We start from the raw sequence: 16745 nt of genomic DNA on the forward strand, positions 1-16745 counted from the left end.
ACATTCGCCGGAAGCGAACCCCCGAGCGAAATTTTTTCCGTGCTATCAGATGCTTGCGTCGATTACAGCGGTACACCCAGGCGCTGGGCGACTTCTTCGTAGGCTTCGATGACGTCACCGAGGCCCTGGCGGAAGCGGTCCTTGTCCATCTTCTTCTTGGTGTCCTTGTCCCACAGTCGGCAACCGTCCGGGCTGAATTCGTCGCCCAGGACGATGGAACCGTCGCTGAACACGCCGAATTCAAGCTTGAAGTCCACCAGCAGCAGGCCGGCGTCGTCGAACAGCTTGGTCAGCACCTCATTGACCTTGAGGGACAATTCCTTCATGCGGGCCAGTTGCTCGGTGGTGCCCCAACCGAATGCCACGACGTGGGATTCGTTGATGAACGGGTCGCCCTTGGCGTCGTCCTTCAGGAACAGCTCGAAGGTGTAGGGGTTGAGCTTCATGCCCTCTTCCACGCCCAGGCGCTTGACCAGGCTGCCGGCGGCGTAGTTACGCACGACGCATTCGACCGGGATCATGTCCAGCTTCTTGACCAGGCATTCGTTGTCGCCCAGCAGCTTGTCGAACTGGGTCGGCACGCCGGCGGCTTCGAGTTTTTGCATGATGAAGGCGTTGAACTTGTTGTTCACCATGCCCTTGCGGTCCAGCTGTTCGATGCGCTTGCCGTCGAACGCCGAGGTGTCGTTGCGAAACAGCAGGATCAAGCGGTCAGCGTCGTCGGTCTTGTAAACCGACTTGGCTTTGCCGCGGTAGAGTTCTTCACGTTTTTCCATGATGGGCTCCGCTTGCTAAGTAGTGGGCTAGGCGATATGTCGCCAGTCGAGCCCTGAATCTTGATCGGCCAGTTGCAGCCAGTCCGGGTCGCACCCGAGGGTGTCGACGAAACATTGCCGGGCCAGCTGCGGCAGGTTGTTCTTGCTGCTCAGATGGGCCAGGACCAGGTGTTGCAGGCCTTGCCAGCCCAACTCGGCCACCAGGAACGCGGCCTGGTGGTTGTTCAAATGTCCGTGCTCCCCGCCTACCCGCTGCTTGAGGAAGTACGGGTAGTAACCACGGGCCAGCATGTCACGGCAGTGGTTGGACTCGATCATCAATGCATCGAGGTCCCGGTAACTGTCCATCACCCTGTCGCAATACGACCCCAGGTCGGTGAGCAGCCCGAAGCGCCGCTCGCCGTCGCTGAATACATATTGCGTCGGTTCCCGGGCATCGTGCGCCACACTGACCACGCTGATGTCCAGGCTACCGACACGCAGTTGCTCGCCACCGACCACGAAGCCGGCTGGCTCGATGGGCTTGCGCAGGCCTGCCAGTGTCCCACGACTCAGGTACACCGGCAGATTGTAGCGCCGAGACAGCAAACCCACGCCATGCACGTGGTCGGCATGCTCGTGGGTCACAAGTATCGCGCTCAGTTGCGCCGGGTGCACACCCAGGCGCAACAGGCGTTTCTCGGTTTCCCGCAGGGAGAAACCACAATCGACCAACACGTACGTGCCAGCACTGGCGACCAGCGTGCCGTTGCCCTGGCTACCGCTGCCGAGAACGGCAAAACGCATCGGATCAGCCCAGGTTATCCTGAATCACGCTCAATACCTTGCGGGCCACATCGGCCGGCGCCACGGTGTTGATGTTCTTCTCGACAGTGACCTGGACGCTTTCGCCGACCTTGCTCAGGCGAACCTGGTAACGCTCGGCCCGGGCTTCGATCTCTTCCTTGTCCGGCTTGCTGCCGAACAGGCCACTGAAGAAGCCAGGCTTGTCGTCTTTCTTCTCGGCCTTCTCGGCGAGGTTGATGTAGTACAGGCCCAGGCTGCGGTTGATGTCCTCGACGCGCCACTCACCCTGTTCCAGCGCACGACCAACGCTCGACCAGGCACGGTCCAGGTCGGAGCCGACGTTGAGCACCGGGTTGCCGCTGCCGTCTTCGCTCAGGCTGACGCGGCTCGGCGCATCGAATTCCTTGGATGCCAGCATCGAGACCGAACCACCCTGCTCCGCCGTACGGCTCATGCTGGCGAGCATGTCATCCACCAGCGCAGCGTCGAGGCCGGTGTTGACCGAACGGTTGGTGAAGGCCACGTCGGTGGTGCTGCCGGCAGGACGCTCGGCGCTGACCACATAGATTTCACTGGTGTTGCGCTGCACGCCCGGCTCGATACGCACCCGCACGCGGGTTTCGCTGTCGGCCGCGACACCGGCGGCGCTCAAGCGCTTGGCCATGGCGGCGGACAGTTCATCGGAGCGCTGCCAGGTGGTGGTGAACTCGCCGGTCTGCGGGCGCTGTTCGTCCAGGCGGAAACCGTTGTCCTGGAAGAACTGGATCGCCACCGGCCAGACTTCGGCTGGCGGATGCTGGCCCATGACCCAGCTGGAATCGCCACTCTTCTGCAGGGTGTAGTCGCTGGCGTCGGCCACGGCCGACAGCGGCTGCGGACGAGGGACGACGTATTCGCCCTTGACGCTGTCGTCCGCGACGTTGCGCGGAATCGGCAGCAGCGGATCCAGGCGCTTGGCGATGTTGACGTCTTGCGGCAGTTGCATCGGTGCAGTCTGTTGCGCTTGCAGGTAATCGCTACCACGGTCGCGGAAGTAACCTTCCGGTCCCCAGATCCATCCGCAGCCGCTGGTGCTGGAGATAATCAAGGCAAGTGCGGAAAGTCCGGCCATTCGCTTCATGCGTTGTACTTCCTCAATTAAACCAGGACGCCGGACTGGCGCAGGGCCTGCCGCAGCGGTTCGTGACAGGGGGTGCTCAGCCAGGTCAGTGGCAAGCGGATGCCTTCGTGCATCAGGCCCATTTCGACCAAGGCCCACTTCACCGGAATCGGGTTGGCCTCGATGAACAGGTCCTTGTGCAGCGGCATCAGTTTTTCGTTGATGGCCCGAGCGGTCTCGGCGTCGCCCTTGAGCGCGGCCTCGCACAGGTCGGCCATTTCGCGCGGGGCAACGTTGGCGGTGACGGAGATGTTGCCCTTGCCACCCAGCAGGATCAGCTCCACCGCTGTCGGATCATCCCCGGACAGCACGATGAAGTCCTTGCTCACGCCATCGAGGATGGCCTTGGCGCGCTTCATGTCGCCGGTGGCTTCCTTGATGCCGATGATGTTCGGCACGGTGGACAGGCGGATCACGGTCTCGGCCTGCATGTCGCAGGAGGTGCGGCCAGGAACGTTATAGAGGATCTGCGGGATGTCGACGGCTTCGGCGATGTGCTTGAAGTGCTGGTACAAGCCTTCCTGGGTCGGCTTGTTGTAGTACGGGACGACCAGCAGGCAGGCGTCGGCACCGGCTTCCTTGGCGTTGCGGGTCAGCTCGACGGCTTCGCGAGTCGAGTTGGCGCCGGTACCGGCGATGACGGGGATGCGACCGTTGACCTGCTTGACCACGGCACGGATGACTTCGATGTGCTCATTGACGTCGAGGGTTGCCGACTCGCCGGTGGTACCGACGGCGACAATGGCATGGGTGCCGTTCTCAAGGTGGAAGTCCACGAGTTTGCTGAGGCTGGCCCAGTCAAGATGCCCTTGTGCATCCATGGGTGTGACCAGTGCCACCATACTGCCCGCAATCATGAAACCGCTCCTGCCGGAAAAAGAGAGCGGTAATGGTACTGGCGCCAAGATGCTTGTACAAGCGAACTACCATTCCCCTGGGCGATGGTTTTCGCTACCCTTCAGGCTTTGATCGGTACCGACAAGCTCATACGCCGGTTTCCAGCCTCCGTTTTCGACGCCACAAGCCCCGATCCCGGGTTTGTCCTGGTGCTTTCCCGCTGTCGCGGAATGCAGCGCAACCCCGGGCACAAGGCTTGAGCCGTTCGTTTTCCCGGGCCGGGCGCTGTGTCGAGCGGCAAAGGTACCGACCGCTCATCGCTTTAGGAATGCTGCATGTCCACCCCCACAGTCCGCGAACAATTCCTTGTTATCAGTGCCCTTGGCGCCAACCCCATGGAGCTGACTAACGTCCTGTGCCGCGCCAGCCATGAAAATCGCTGCGCCGTCGTGACCTCACGCCTGACCCGCCATGGCGAATGCAGTGCACTCGTGCTCGAGATCTCCGGCAGCTGGGACGCCCTGGCGCGCCTGGAAGGCAGCCTGCCGGTGCTGGCCAAGAAGCATGCCTTTACCGTCAACGTCGTGCGCAGCGCCGCCCTGGAGAACCGTCCACAGGCCCTGCCCTATGTGGCCTACGTGAGCTCGGCCTACCGTCCGGACATCATCAACGAGCTGTGCCAGTTCTTCATGGACCACCACGTCGAGCTGGAGAACCTGACCTGCGACACCTATCAGGCCCCACAGACCGGCGGCACCATGCTCAACGCCACGTTCACCGTGACCCTGCCCGCCGGCACCCAGATCAGCTGGCTGCGCGATCAGTTCCTGGACTTCGCCGATGCGATGAACCTGGATGCCCTGATCGAACCGTGGCGCCCACAAAACCCAATGTAAGGAAGCGTTCATGACCGTTGCCGTCGACCAGCCGGTTACCGATTTCCAGGCGCCCGCCACCAGCGGGCAGACCATCAGCCTCGCCGCCCTCAAGGGCAAGCAGGTGGTGATCTATTTCTACCCCAAGGACAGCACTCCCGGCTGCACCACCGAAGGCCAGGGCTTTCGCGATCAGTACGCGCAATTCCAGGCCGCCAACACCGAAGTGTTCGGCGTCTCCCGGGACAGTCTCAAGTCCCACGAGAACTTCAAGTGCAAGCAGGAGTTCCCGTTCGAACTGATCAGCGACAAGGACGAGACGGTCTGCCAGCTGTTCGACGTGATCAAGCTGAAGAAGCTCTACGGCAAGGAATACCTGGGCGTTGATCGCAGCACCTTCCTGATCGACAAGAACGGCGTGCTGCGCCAGGAATGGCGTGGCGTGAAGGTGCCGGGGCATGTGGATGCGGTGCTGGCGGCGGCCCAGGCCCTCAACAAGGGCTGAAACTTTAGCTGCATTTACTGGCGCTATCGCGAGCAAGCTCGCTCCCACACCGATTGATTAACATCACCAATCCAGTGTGGGAGCGAGCTTGCTCGCGATGAGGCCATCCGCCTCACCCCATCGGTCAAAGCTACAACAGCGGCGCGACAACCGGCTCCTTGCTCGGCCACGCATCCAGCACCGCCTTGAATAGCGTCGCCAGGGGAATCGCAAAGAACACCCCCCAGAATCCCCACAGCCCGCCAAACAGCAGCACCGCACAGATGATCGCCACCGGATGCAGGTTCACCGCCTCGGAGAACAGCAGCGGCACCAGCACGTTGCCGTCCAGGGTCTGGATGATCCCGTAGACCGCCATCAGGTAGATGAACTGATCGCTCCAGCCCCACTGGAACAGCGCAATCAAGGCCACCGGCACGGTCACCACCACGGTGCCGACGTAAGGCACCACCACTGAAATGCCCACCAGCAGCGCCAGCAGGGCGGCGTAGTTGAGCCCCATGGTCACGAAACCGATATAGGTCACGCCGCCGCAGATGAAAATCTCGATGACTTTTCCGCGAATGTAATTGGCGATCTGCCGATTCATCTCCTGGGCCACTCGAGTGATCAGCGCACGCTCACGAGGCAGGTAGCCACGCACCCAACGCCCGATCATTTCCCGGTCCTTGAGGAAGAAGAACACCAGGATCGGTACCAGCACCAGGTAGATCATGATGTTGACCAGAAGCGGCAGGCTGGACAGCGAGAACGTCAGGGCCCATTGGCCGAACTTGCCGATCTCGCCGCGTACCACTTCGATGGTCTGCAAAACCTGCTCGTCGGACACCAGGTGTGGATAACGCTCAGGCAGCAGCAATAGCAGGGACTGCCACTTGGCGAGCATCCCCGGCAACTCGTTGAACAAGGTCACCAACTGGTGCCAGAGCAACGGTACGATCACCACGATAAACACCACCAGCACGCCCATGAACAGGGCAAACACCAGCCCGACTGCCGCAGCGCCGGGCAGCCGCAAACGCTCCAGCGTCGTGACCAGCCCCTGCATGAGATACGCCAGCACCATTCCCGCCAGCACCGGTGCCAGCATGCCGCCCAGGGTCAGCACGGCGGTAAACGCCAGGAACAGCAGCACTGCCAGAACCACCGCCTCTTCATCGGAGAAGTAGCGCTGAATCCAATCGCGTAACACTTTGAACATTAAAAATCCTTAAGAGACGCTATCGGTTCTTTTCAGGCCTTTTTCAGCCAGTAACGGTAGACGCCGTTTTCGTCTTCTTCACGCAGCAGCGTATGACCGGCCAATCGGGCGAAGGTGCGAAAGTCACGTTGCGAGCCCGCATCCGTGGCGATCACCTTGAGCACACTGCCGCTGGCCAGGCGGTTGAGTTCCAGCTTGGCCTTGAGCAACGGCAACGGACAATTCAGGCCGCTGGCGTCCAGTTCGGCATCGTGGGCTACAGCATCAGTCATGGGTTCGCTCCGCGGCAGGTCGTTGAGCGGCCTAGAATATCTGGTCCCGGGCCCGGTGTCCGGCTACAGTAGGGTCTTTGTCAACTAAGGCTTCGTGCATGACATTTCTGCGCCCCACCCTGCTGACGCTCGCTTGCCTGCTTGCCTCACCGGGCTTCGCCGACGACTTGCCGTCACTTGGCGATGCCAGTTCTGCCATCGTCTCGCCAGAACAGGAGCACCAACTGGGCCGCGCCTGGCTGGCCCTGCTGCGCAGCCAGGTTTCACAGCTCAACGATCCACAGCTCAAGGACTACGTCGAAACCAGCGTGTACAAGCTGGTGGAAACCAGCCAGGTCAACGACCGGCGCCTGGAGTTCATCCTGATCAACAGCCCGCAGCTCAACGCCTTCGCCGCACCGGGCGGCATCGTCGGGGTCAACGGCGGCCTGTTCCTCAACGCACAGACCGAAGGCGAATACGCCTCGGTCATGGCCCACGAACTGGCGCACTTGTCACAACGCCACTTCGCCCGCGGCGTCGAAGCCCAGCAACGCATGCAGGTGCCGATGATGGCGGCGCTGCTGGCTGGCATCGTGATTGCCGCCGCCGGTGGCGGTGACGCCGGGATCGCGGCCATCGCCGGGACCCAGGCCGCCGCCATCCAGGAACAACGGCGCTTCTCGCGCCAGAACGAACAGGAAGCCGATCGCATCGGCATCCAGAACCTCGAGAAGGCCGGCTACGACCCGCGGTCCATGCCAACCATGTTCGAGCGCCTGATGCGCCAGTACCGGTTCGACGCCAGGCCGCCGGAATTCCTGCTGACTCACCCGGTGACCGAATCGCGGATCGCCGACACCCGCAACCGCGCCGAACAGGCCAGGCCGGGCGGCATCGAAGACAGTGTGCGCTATCAACTGATTCGCGCGCGGGTCCAGCTGACCTACGAAGAAACCCCGGGCCTGGGCGCCAAGCGTTTCCGGGCACAGCTGGATGAGAACCCGAAGAACGACGTGGCCCGCTATGGCCTGGCGATCGCGCAGATCAAGGGCGGCCAGTTGAATGACGCACGGGAGAATCTCAAGCCGTTACTGGCTAAATCGCCCAACGAGATCATCTACAACCTCGCCCAGGTGGACCTGGACATCACCAGCAACAAACTGGCCGACGCTCAATCCCGCGTCGACCGGATGCTGAGCCAGTACCCGGGCAACTATCCGCTGAACCAGGTACGCGTCGACCTGCTGCTCAAGCAGAACCGCCCCGCCGATGCCGAGAAAGCCCTGGAAACCTTGCTCAAGTCGCGCCCGGACGATCCGGACATCTGGTACATGGTGGCCGAGACCCGCGGGCTGTCAGGCAACATCATTGGCCTGCATCAGGCCCGTGCCGAGTATTTCGCCCTGGTGGGCGACTACCGTCAGGCCATCCAGCAACTGGACTTCGCCAAACGGCGCGCCGGCACCAATTTCCCCCTGTCGTCGCGCATCGATGCCCGCCAGCGGGAACTCATGGAGCAGGAACGCATGGTCAAGGACATGATGGGCTGAGCATTCGCCAGGCGTAAAAAAACCGCCTCTTTCGAGGCGGTTTTTTTTCAGCGGCTAACCGATCATTCGGCCAGCTTGAAGGTGATGAAGCTCGCACGCCCCTGACGCAGGACCCGCATCGACACCGAACGATTCTTCGGCAATGCCTTGGCAATGTCGGTGAATTCCTTGGCCGAACCGATGGCCTGGTTGTTCAGGTGCGTGATGATGTCGCCCGGCTGGAGACCGATCAACGCGGCAGGACCGTCCTGCACTTCCTTGATCACCACACCGCCCTGGAGCTCCAGGGTGCGCTTCTGCTCTTCGGTCAGCTCTGCCACGGCCACGCCCAGGCGGTTGCTGCTGCGCTCGACGCCGGACTTGGGCAGCGAATCCAGCTCCTTGCCCTCTTCAGGAATGGCCCCGACGGTCAACTCGACATTCTTGCGCTTGCCCTCGCGAATCACTTCCAGATTGGCCTTGGAGCCAGCCTTGAGGGCCCCCACCAGGTGCGGCAGGTCGGCGGACATGATGATCGGCTGACCATTCATGCTCAGAATCACGTCACCCACTTGCAGACCGCCCTTGGCAGCCGGGCCACCTTCCTGGATCTGCGCCACCAGCGCACCGGCGGGTTTATCCAGCCCGAACGACTCGGCCAGGTCCTTGTTCACTTCCTGGATCACCACCCCCAACCAGCCACGGCTGACCTTGCCTTCGCTCTTCAGTTGGTTGGACACGTCCAGGGCAACGTCGATCGGAATCGCGAACGACACGCCCATGAAGCCGCCCGAACGGGTGTAGATCTGGGAATTGATACCGACCACTTCACCGTTGAGGTTGAACAGCGGGCCACCGGAGTTACCCGGGTTGATCGGTACGTCAGTCTGGATGAACGGCACGTAGTTTTCGTTCGGCAGGCTGCGACCGATGGCACTGACAATACCCTGGGTCACGGTGTGGTCGAAGCCGAACGGCGAACCGATGGCAACGACCCATTGGCCGGCTTTCAGGTCCTGGGATTTACCCAGTTTGAGCACCGGCAGGTCCTTGGCCTCGATTTTCAACAGCGCCACGTCGGAACGTGGGTCGGTGCCAATCAGCTTGGCCTTGAGCTCGCTGCGGTCGGCCAGGCGAACCAGGATTTCGTCGGCATCGGCGATCACATGGTTGTTGGTCAGGATGTAGCCATCAGGCGAAATGATGAAGCCCGACCCCAGGGATTGGGCTTCGCGCTGACGGCCACCGCCGGGCGAACGGGGTTGTTGTGGCATGCCACGCTCGAAGAACTCCCGCAGCATCGGCGGCAAGCCTTCCAGGTCCGGCATCTGCTGGTCCGATACACGGCGATCCGGCAGCTTCTGGGTCGTGCTGATGTTCACCACGGCGGGTGAAGCCTGCTCGACCAGTTGCGTGAAATCAGGCAATTCGACCGCCACGGCAGGAACGGCCTGGCCGAGCACAAGCACGGTGGCAAAAATGGAGAGATAGGTTTTCAAGCGTGGTATCGACATACGGCTCCCGTTACGACGAGCATGGTTAAGCGATATGGAGCAAGGAATACCAGGGAAAGATACGCCGGTATTTTTGTTCCGGGAACAGACAAGGCCAGAGCCGAGCGGCTCTGACCTATAGAAAAAAAGCTGGGTTTTTGCAAATGAAAATGCTGACAGGAAGTTTCGGCATTTCGATCAAGCCCTGGCGTCATCAGCCTCTCGCGCAATCGAATCACCCGCGCCGTCAACCGGCTATTGAGTCGCGGTGACGTCGGAGCGCATGGAAAGCGCGATCCGTTCCGCCGTACCGATAGGAATCTCACCGACCACCGTGACCATCATTTCGCCTTGGGGCGTCGTGAGCCTGCGGGAGACGGCAGCCGTCGGACCGAGTTGAGTACGGGTATCGGTGGCATTGGCACCGTTCAACGGCTCCAGGAACACCGAGAAGCGTGCCAGGCCATCGTCGTACATCAAGCTGCTGACCTGGATCTGGGTGTCCGGGTCCTTGCGCATGGCACTGCTGGTCAGTTCAAAGCCGGGCGGCAACCAGTCCGAGTGCCAGGCGGCTTTCACCGCAACGGCCTTGCCGGGATCCTGCGCGACAGCCTTGCATTCGGCGCTGGCTTGCAACTCACCGTCCGTGGGCACTGCGACGTTCAAGCGAGTGAACTGGAAACGTTCGAGCAACTGGCCCTTGTCATTGAGCAACAGGGACTTGAGCGGCAGGCCGGTCTCTTTGTCCAGGTGCAGCTCGAAGCCATAACGATGCTGGTCCTTGGGCGTCAACGCCACGATGACCGCTTGACGCCCGGCCACGCGCGACTTGCCTACGACGGCAAGGTCATACCAATTCTTGAGTTTTTGCGGATCGAGCGCACGTGAAGTGCCGTCCGGCGCATTGCCCAGCCCCGCGATCAAGGAGCCGCTGACGCATTGAGTATGCCCATCAATGCGCAGGACTTCCTGTGCCGAGCCGTCGAGCTGGAGTAACCGCTCGCGGACCTTGCCATCCTGGACGCGATGCCAGATGTTATGCGTAGAAAAACTACCGTTGCGCTCGTAAACGAAAGTGCCCTGGAAGCTCTGCTGTTGCTCGGCTTGACTCAGGCGGCTCAACCAGTCCTGAGCCTCATCGGCATGGGCTGGAATCGCACACCAGCCACCAAGCATAAGCGTGAATAGAGGTATGGCGCGCAATGGTTTTCCTTATTAACGGTTTTCCAGGCTGGCGGCACGGGCGTAAGGCAGCGCGCTTTCGGTACCTTTCAGGGCAGCTTGCTGGGCATGCTGACGCAGGTAGTTGGGCAGACGCTGATCATGCCAGCCGGGCTGGCCTTGCAGAACACCGTTGACCATCGGGCCCGCGGTTTCCGAACCTTCGCTGTAACCGGCCAATACCGCTGGGCCCTTGACCTGTGGAGCGGCCAAGCCAGGCTGGTTGGACTGCTGCGCCATTTGCACGCCGGCAATCTCATCCTGGTTGTACAGGCGCACACCGGCCAATACGGCAACGGTGACCGACGCGGCTACCGCCAGGCGACCCAGGCTGCGCCATGATCCGCGTGAGGCTTTTGCCGGTACGGCTTCGTCAGCCAATGCAGCAGAAACGGCCGCGGCGATGTCCAGGCGTGGAAGCAGCAAATCCTTGTGCATGACAGCCCGGGCGATCTGGTAACGAGCCCAGGTCTCACGTGTTTCAACATCGTCGAAGGCATTCAGTACCCGACGCAATTCAAGTTCGTCCGCTTCGTTGTCCATAACTGCGGACAGCGATTCCTGCAGGGCTTCACGACTCATGGCGTTCCTCTCTTGGCTGTCGCCGCTGTCTCTAGTTTTCCTGCAACAAGGGTTGCAGGGCTTTATCGATGGCCTCCCGAGCGCGGAAAATCCGGGAGCGCACGGTGCCCACAGGACATTGCATGACGCTCGCAATGTCTTCGTAACTCAGACCGTCGAATTCACGTAAAGTTAAAGCCGTACGCAAATCTTCAGGCAGTTGCTGGATGGTTCGATGGACGGTGCCTTCAATCTCATCCCGCAGCAACGCACGTTCCGGTGATTCGAGATCCTTGAGGCCATGATCGCCATCATAGAACTCGGCATCTTCAGAACTTACGTCACTATCCGGCGGCCGGCGGCCGCGTGAAACCAGATAGTTTTTCGCCGTGTTAATGGCGATGCGGTAAAGCCACGTGTAAAACGCGCTGTCCCCGCGGAAATTACCAAGTGCGCGGTAGGCCTTGATGAAGGCTTCCTGAGCGACATCCTGCGCTTCATGGGTGTCGTGCACGAAACGCACGATCAACCCGAGAATTTTGTGCTGGTATTTCAGCACTAGCAGATCGAAAGCTCGCTTGTCGCCGCGTTGGACCCGCTCGACCAGCTGCTGATCCTCTTCCTGGGTTAGCATGAACACTCCTCGATAAGCTCGAAGGAGGCTTGCATTACTAATTGACCGGGCTTGCAAACATAGACTCGGGCTTTTCGCAAAAGTTCTCCCCCTTCCAAGCAAGTTTCCGGCGCGCTCTGATCTCGGCACGCACGAAAAACGCAGCAGGAGATTCCCCGGCTGCGCGAATAATCTGTCATCGGGTCTGTCGGCCGAGATTCCAATCGAAATCTTGCACCAACCCGACGCTGCTCCCTTTTGCAGACAACCGTCTATTGAACGTAGGCGCTTGGCAAAAGTTCCCGCTATTTACACCACCATGAACTGAATATCAGGCCCCCATGACGTGATAAACAGCGTTCTGTCCTCGAAACGGCCGCCTTTATCGGCTCAAAGCCAAGCGGATGATCCGACGAAGCGTGTCGCTTTTCTGTCACGCTGGTTTCACATTGCCATGAATGCCCGACTATTGTGCCGATCCCCCCCTCTATATACTAGTGGGCTGCGTGGCTGCCCGACCCGTTGAAGCGGTGTCTGGCGCCAACCCCGACCCGGGTCGCCTTGAGCGGAAACCATTCGAATGAGCCAACAGTTTCAACACGATGTTCTGGTAATCGGCAGCGGAGCCGCCGGATTGAGCCTGGCGCTGACCTTGCCTGCGCATTTGCGCATCGCAGTGCTGAGCAAGGGCGATCTGGCCAACGGTTCGACCTTCTGGGCCCAGGGCGGTGTCGCCGCCGTGCTGGACGATACCGACACCATTGAATCCCATGTCGACGACACCCTCAACGCCGGCGGTGGCCTTTGCGATCCGCAAGCGGTGCGTTTCACCGTCGAGCACAGCCGGGAAGCCATCCAGTGGCTGATCGACCAGGGCGTGCCGTTTACCCGTGACGAACAATCGGGCACCGAAGACGGCGGTTTCGAGTTCCATCTGACCCGCGAAGGCGGCCATAGCCATCGGCGCATCATCCACGCGGCCGACGCCACGGGGGCGGCGATCTTCAAGACCCTGCTCGCCCAGGCGCGATTACGACCGAACATCGAATTGCTGGAACAGCGCGTCGCGGTCGACCTGATCACCCAAAAACGCCTGGGCCTGGACGGTGACCGCTGCCTGGGCGCCTACGTGCTCAATCGCGGCACTGGCGAAGTCGACACCTACGGCGCGCGCTTCGTCGTCCTGGCATCCGGTGGCGCGGCGAAAGTCTACCTCTATACCAGCAACCCCGACGGCGCTTGCGGCGACGGCATCGCCATGGCCTGGCGTTCGGGTTGCCGGGTGGCGAACCTGGAGTTCAACCAGTTCCACCCCACCTGCCTCTATCACCCACTGGCCAAGAGCTTCCTGGTGACCGAGGCCCTGCGTGGCGAAGGGGCCCATTTGAAGCTCCCCAACGGCGAACGCTTCATGCAACGCTTCGATCCGCGCGCCGAACTGGCGCCGCGCGACATCGTCGCCCGGGCCATCGACCACGAAATGAAGCGCCTGGGTATCGATTGCGTCTACCTGGACATCAGCCACAAGCCCGAAGCGTTCATCAAGAGCCACTTCCCGACGGTGTACGAGCGCTGCCTGGAGTTTTCCATCGACATCACCAAACAACCGATCCCGGTGGTGCCGGCGGCGCACTATACCTGCGGCGGCGTGATGGTCGACCAACACGGCCGCACCGACGTGCCTGGCCTGTATGCCATTGGCGAAACCAGCTTCACCGGCCTGCACGGCGCCAATCGCATGGCCAGCAATTCGCTGCTGGAATGTTTCGTCTACGCCCGTTCGGCGGCGGCAGACATCCTCGAGCAACTGCCGCAGATCGCCATTCCGGTCGCCCTGCCCTCGTGGGACGCCAGCCAGGTCACCGACTCGGACGAAGACGTGATCATTGCCCACAACTGGGATGAACTGCGGCGCTTCATGTGGGACTACGTGGGCATCGTACGCACCAACAAACGCCTGCAACGGGCACAGCATCGGGTGCGCTTGCTGCTGGATGAGATCGACGAGTTCTACAGCAACTACAAAGTCAGCCGCGACCTGATCGAACTGCGCAACCTGGCCCAGGTGGCGGAACTGATGATTCGCTCGGCCATGGAACGCAAGGAAAGCCGGGGGCTGCATTACACCCTCGACTACCCGAACCTGCTGCCCGAGGCACTGGACACTATCCTGGTGCCGCCCACCTACGCCGACTGAACCTGAGCCGCACCCGCAGGCGCCGATGGACATCCGGCGCCAGCGCGTCGCGGAGCACGCACAGCGATCGGACCCGTCGCTCACCCTGCAATCGGAAACGCAGCACGATGATCAGCGGCAGCGCCAGGCTATCGGGGCGCAACTGCACAGCCCGCCAGCCATCGGCCCGGCTCCAGAGCTGCCAGCCCGCGGCATTGTGGCGCAATCCGCAAAAGGCCCGGCGATGGGTCAGCACCACATGCCGGGGGATCGCCCAGGCGCCATGGGCCAGGCACACGATAATGCCAAGCGCGGCGCACCAGGACGCGATGGACAACAGCAACAACGAACCCAGGGCGAACACCTGGGCCAGCAGATAGGCCGCCAGCAGTTGCCCGGAGGCCTGCCAGCGGCATTCGAAGCGATTACTTGGGTTGGACACGGTCCAGGATCATCCGGACCATGCGCTGCAACTCGGGGTCTTCGGATTCGCTGCGCTCCATGAACCAGCCGAACATGTCCTGATCCTCGCATTCGAGCAGGCGGACGTAGCATGCACGGTCCACTTCATTGAGGTGGGGGTAAACCTCTTTCACGAACGGCACCAGCAACACGTCCAGCTCAAGCATGCCGCGGCGGCTGTGCCAGTAGAGGCGATTCAGTTCAACATCTTCGACCATGGAGCGCTCCTCAAATAGAGCGCAAGTATACAGGCCTCGCCACAGCGCGACAGACGGCTTTGGTCAGGCACCACCGATCCTTTGTGAACTACCCATTTCAAGGGCGTCCCCTTATGATGTCTACCAGACTTTTTACCCTGCGATGACCCATGGCTGATTTCGCTTTTTTCTGCACCCTGTCCCACGAAGGCGTCCTTGCGGTCCGCGGCGTGGATGCCAGCAAATTCCTGCAAGGCCAATTGACCTGCAACCTCGACTACCTGAGCGACAACCGGGCCAGCCTCGGCGCCCGCTGCACGCAGAAAGGCCGGATGCAATCGAGCTTCCGCATCCTGCTCGAAGGCGACGGTGTGTTGATGGCCATGGCCACCGAACTGCTCGAACCGCAATTGGCGGACCTGAAAAAATACGCCGTGTTCTCCAAATCCAAGCTCACCGACGAAAGCGCCGCCTGGGTTCGCTTCGGCCTGGAAAATGCCGACGATGCCCTGGCTGGACTGGGCCTCGAACTGCCGAGCGACACCGACAGCGTGGCGCGCCATGAAGCCTTGATCGCCATCCGCGTGTCTCCCGGCCGCGCCGAGCTCTGGGCACCCGCCGAACAGGCACAGGCACTGCGAACCCGCCTGGGCGCGGAGCTGGCCGAGGCGGACCTGAACCCCTGGCTGCTGGGCCAGGTCCGTGCCGGGATCGGCCAGGTCATGCCAACCACCCGCGAACTGTTCATCCCACAGATGCTCAACCTGCAGGCCGTCGGCGGCGTCAGCTTCAAGAAAGGCTGCTACACCGGCCAGGAAATCGTCGCGCGCATGCAATACCTGGGCAAGCTCAAGCGACGCCTGTATCGCCTGCAACTGGACGCCAGCGAACTGCCGGAACCCGGCACGGCGCTGTTCTCCCCCACTCACGGCAGTTCCATCGGCGAAGTGGTGATTGCCGCCCGCGGCGAAGGAAACATTGAACTGCTGGCGGTATTACAGGCCGAAGCTGCAGAAGATGACAATCTGCACCTCGGTGCCTTGGAAGGCCCTCGCCTTCAATTGTTGGACCTGCCTTACGAACTGGACCGCGACCGCGAAATCCAGCGCTGATCGCAGCATTTGTCGCAACACCCTAGAGAACCGAAATGAGCGATTTGGCGGATAAGGTCCAACGGGATTTGGTGCAGGCCATCGATAACGATGACCTGGTTCTGCCAACATTACCGGAAGTGGCCATGCAGATTCGCCGGGCCGCCGAAGACCCGGAAATCAGCGTCAGCAACCTGAGCAAAGTGATCGGCCGCGATACGGCCCTCTCGGCACGCCTGATAAAAGTGGTCAACAGCCCGCTGTTGCGGGCCACCCAGGAAGTCACTGACCTGCACACGGCCATCACTCGACTGGGCGTCAACTACAGCAGCAACTTGGCCATTGGCCTGGTGATGGAGCAGATTTTCCACGCCCGCTCCGAGGTGGTGGAACTGAAGATGCGCGAAGTCTGGCGCAAAAGCCTGGAGATCGCCGGCGTCAGCTATGCGTTGTGTCGCGGCTACACCCAACTCAAGCCGGACCAGGCTGCGTTGGGTGGTCTGGTGCATCAGATCGGCGTGCTGCCGATCCTTACGTACGCACAGGACAATAATGAACTGCTCTCGGACCCGGTCAGCCTCAACCATGTGATCGAAACGATTCACCCGGTGCTGGGGGACAAATTGCTCAGTGTCTGGGAATTTCCGGAGCGGTTGGTGAAGCTGCCGGGGCTGTATCTGGATTTCAACCGCGACTCCAGGCAAATCGATTATGTCGACCTGGTGCAGGTCGCTGCGCTGTATTGCTACAAGGACACCGACCATCCCCTGAGCAAGATTGATGTATTCGGCGTCCCAGCCTTCAAGAAACTGGGCATCGACCCGGAGAACAAGGCCCGGTGTGCGGATATCGAAGAAGCGCGGTCGATGTTTTATTGAGCCCCAGGCTGACACCACGAAACCTGGATCAGGCGCTGACCTGTGGCGAGGGGATTTATCCCCGCTGGGGCGCGAAGCGCCCCTCGCAGTCTGTTTGAACAGGCCGCAATCGCCAGTTGGGGCCGCTTCGC

18 protein-coding genes are annotated in these 16745 nt (G+C 61.2%); 6 read left to right on the forward strand and 12 right to left on the reverse strand.

Going from position 1 to position 16745, the window contains the following annotated elements:
- Positions 1–62 precede the first annotated feature (62 nt).
- The 4 genes from purC to dapA are packed head-to-tail and all read right to left on the reverse strand — an operon-like array spanning position 63 to position 3578.
- Positions 63–776, reverse strand: coding sequence for a phosphoribosylaminoimidazolesuccinocarboxamide synthase (gene purC / locus BLU85_RS24955; protein ID WP_057449754.1), 714 nt, complete (start codon positions 774–776; stop codon positions 63–65).
- Between the two features lie 27 nt (positions 777–803).
- Complete coding sequence (locus tag BLU85_RS24960) at positions 804–1562, reverse strand: MBL fold metallo-hydrolase (RefSeq protein WP_092204439.1); 759 nt, start codon at positions 1560–1562, stop codon at positions 804–806.
- Positions 1563–1566: 4 nt separating this feature from the next.
- A complete protein-coding gene (gene bamC, locus BLU85_RS24965; protein ID WP_092204438.1) occupies positions 1567–2682 on the reverse strand; it encodes an outer membrane protein assembly factor BamC in 1116 nt (371 codons plus the stop codon).
- Between the two features lie 17 nt (positions 2683–2699).
- Positions 2700–3578: a 4-hydroxy-tetrahydrodipicolinate synthase gene (gene dapA, locus BLU85_RS24970; protein ID WP_060738759.1), complete on the reverse strand. Its 879-nt coding sequence runs from the start codon at positions 3576–3578 to the stop codon at positions 2700–2702.
- 315 nt (positions 3579–3893) lie between these two features.
- On the opposite strand from dapA, the gene BLU85_RS24975 reads away from it, so the two are divergent.
- Entirely contained in the window at positions 3894–4454 is a 561-nt protein-coding gene (locus tag BLU85_RS24975) for a glycine cleavage system transcriptional repressor (RefSeq protein ID WP_003184325.1), read from the forward strand.
- A 10-nt stretch (positions 4455–4464) separates the two neighbouring features.
- Complete coding sequence (locus BLU85_RS24980; protein ID WP_092204437.1) at positions 4465–4938, forward strand: peroxiredoxin; 474 nt, start codon at positions 4465–4467, stop codon at positions 4936–4938.
- Between the two features lie 130 nt (positions 4939–5068).
- Here BLU85_RS24980 and BLU85_RS24985 read toward each other — a convergent pair whose 3' ends face one another.
- Entirely contained in the window at positions 5069–6139 is a 1071-nt protein-coding gene (locus tag BLU85_RS24985) for an AI-2E family transporter (RefSeq protein ID WP_092204436.1), read from the reverse strand.
- A 32-nt stretch (positions 6140–6171) separates the two neighbouring features.
- Positions 6172–6411, reverse strand: a complete 240-nt coding sequence (locus tag BLU85_RS24990) for a sulfurtransferase TusA family protein (RefSeq protein WP_053120054.1) — start codon at positions 6409–6411, stop codon at positions 6172–6174.
- Positions 6412–6509: 98 nt separating this feature from the next.
- On the opposite strand from BLU85_RS24990, the gene BLU85_RS24995 reads away from it, so the two are divergent.
- Complete coding sequence (locus tag BLU85_RS24995; RefSeq protein ID WP_092204435.1) at positions 6510–7943, forward strand: M48 family metalloprotease; 1434 nt, start codon at positions 6510–6512, stop codon at positions 7941–7943.
- 62 nt (positions 7944–8005) lie between these two features.
- On the opposite strand, the gene BLU85_RS25000 is transcribed toward BLU85_RS24995, so the two are convergent.
- The 4 genes from BLU85_RS25000 to rpoE all read right to left on the reverse strand — a co-directional run bounded on the left by BLU85_RS25000 (position 8006) and on the right by rpoE (position 11831).
- The gene (locus BLU85_RS25000) at positions 8006–9436 is read right to left on the reverse strand and encodes a DegQ family serine endoprotease (protein ID WP_092204434.1); all 1431 of its coding nucleotides are present in this window, start codon (positions 9434–9436) and stop codon (positions 8006–8008) included.
- 234 nt (positions 9437–9670) lie between these two features.
- Entirely contained in the window at positions 9671–10618 is a 948-nt protein-coding gene (locus tag BLU85_RS25010; RefSeq protein ID WP_092204433.1) for a MucB/RseB C-terminal domain-containing protein, read from the reverse strand.
- Positions 10619–10630: 12 nt separating this feature from the next.
- The gene (locus BLU85_RS25015; protein ID WP_092204432.1) at positions 10631–11218 is read right to left on the reverse strand and encodes a sigma-E factor negative regulatory protein; all 588 of its coding nucleotides are present in this window, start codon (positions 11216–11218) and stop codon (positions 10631–10633) included.
- A 31-nt stretch (positions 11219–11249) separates the two neighbouring features.
- A complete protein-coding gene (gene rpoE / locus BLU85_RS25020) occupies positions 11250–11831 on the reverse strand; it encodes an RNA polymerase sigma factor RpoE/AlgU (protein WP_003172477.1) in 582 nt (193 codons plus the stop codon).
- Positions 11832–12390: 559 nt separating this feature from the next.
- On the opposite strand from rpoE, the gene nadB reads away from it, so the two are divergent.
- Positions 12391–14007, forward strand: coding sequence for an L-aspartate oxidase (gene nadB / locus BLU85_RS25025; protein WP_092204431.1), 1617 nt, complete (start codon positions 12391–12393; stop codon positions 14005–14007).
- On the opposite strand, the gene BLU85_RS25030 is transcribed toward nadB, so the two are convergent.
- Both BLU85_RS25030 and BLU85_RS25035 read right to left on the reverse strand, forming a co-directional pair.
- Entirely contained in the window at positions 13976–14428 is a 453-nt protein-coding gene (locus tag BLU85_RS25030; RefSeq protein WP_092204430.1) for a protein YgfX, read from the reverse strand. The genes nadB and BLU85_RS25030 overlap by 32 nt on opposite strands.
- Positions 14412–14666 carry an FAD assembly factor SdhE gene (locus tag BLU85_RS25035; protein WP_003184348.1) on the reverse strand — a complete coding sequence of 85 codons (255 nt, stop codon included), beginning with the start codon at positions 14664–14666 and terminating at the stop codon, positions 14412–14414. Before BLU85_RS25035 ends, BLU85_RS25030 begins: the two co-directional genes overlap by 17 nt.
- A 149-nt stretch (positions 14667–14815) precedes the next feature.
- Here BLU85_RS25035 and BLU85_RS25040 point away from each other — a divergent pair, with 149 nt between their 5' ends.
- Positions 14816–15757 carry a CAF17-like 4Fe-4S cluster assembly/insertion protein YgfZ gene (locus tag BLU85_RS25040; protein WP_092204429.1) on the forward strand — a complete coding sequence of 314 codons (942 nt, stop codon included), beginning with the start codon at positions 14816–14818 and terminating at the stop codon, positions 15755–15757.
- A 35-nt stretch (positions 15758–15792) separates the two neighbouring features.
- Entirely contained in the window at positions 15793–16614 is an 822-nt protein-coding gene (locus tag BLU85_RS25045) for an HDOD domain-containing protein (protein WP_092204428.1), read from the forward strand.
- Positions 16615–16745 lie beyond the last annotated feature (131 nt).

The sequence above is a fragment of the Pseudomonas sp. NFACC14 genome (genome assembly GCF_900106885.1).
GTDB lineage: Bacteria > Pseudomonadota > Gammaproteobacteria > Pseudomonadales > Pseudomonadaceae > Aquipseudomonas > Aquipseudomonas fluorescens_AA.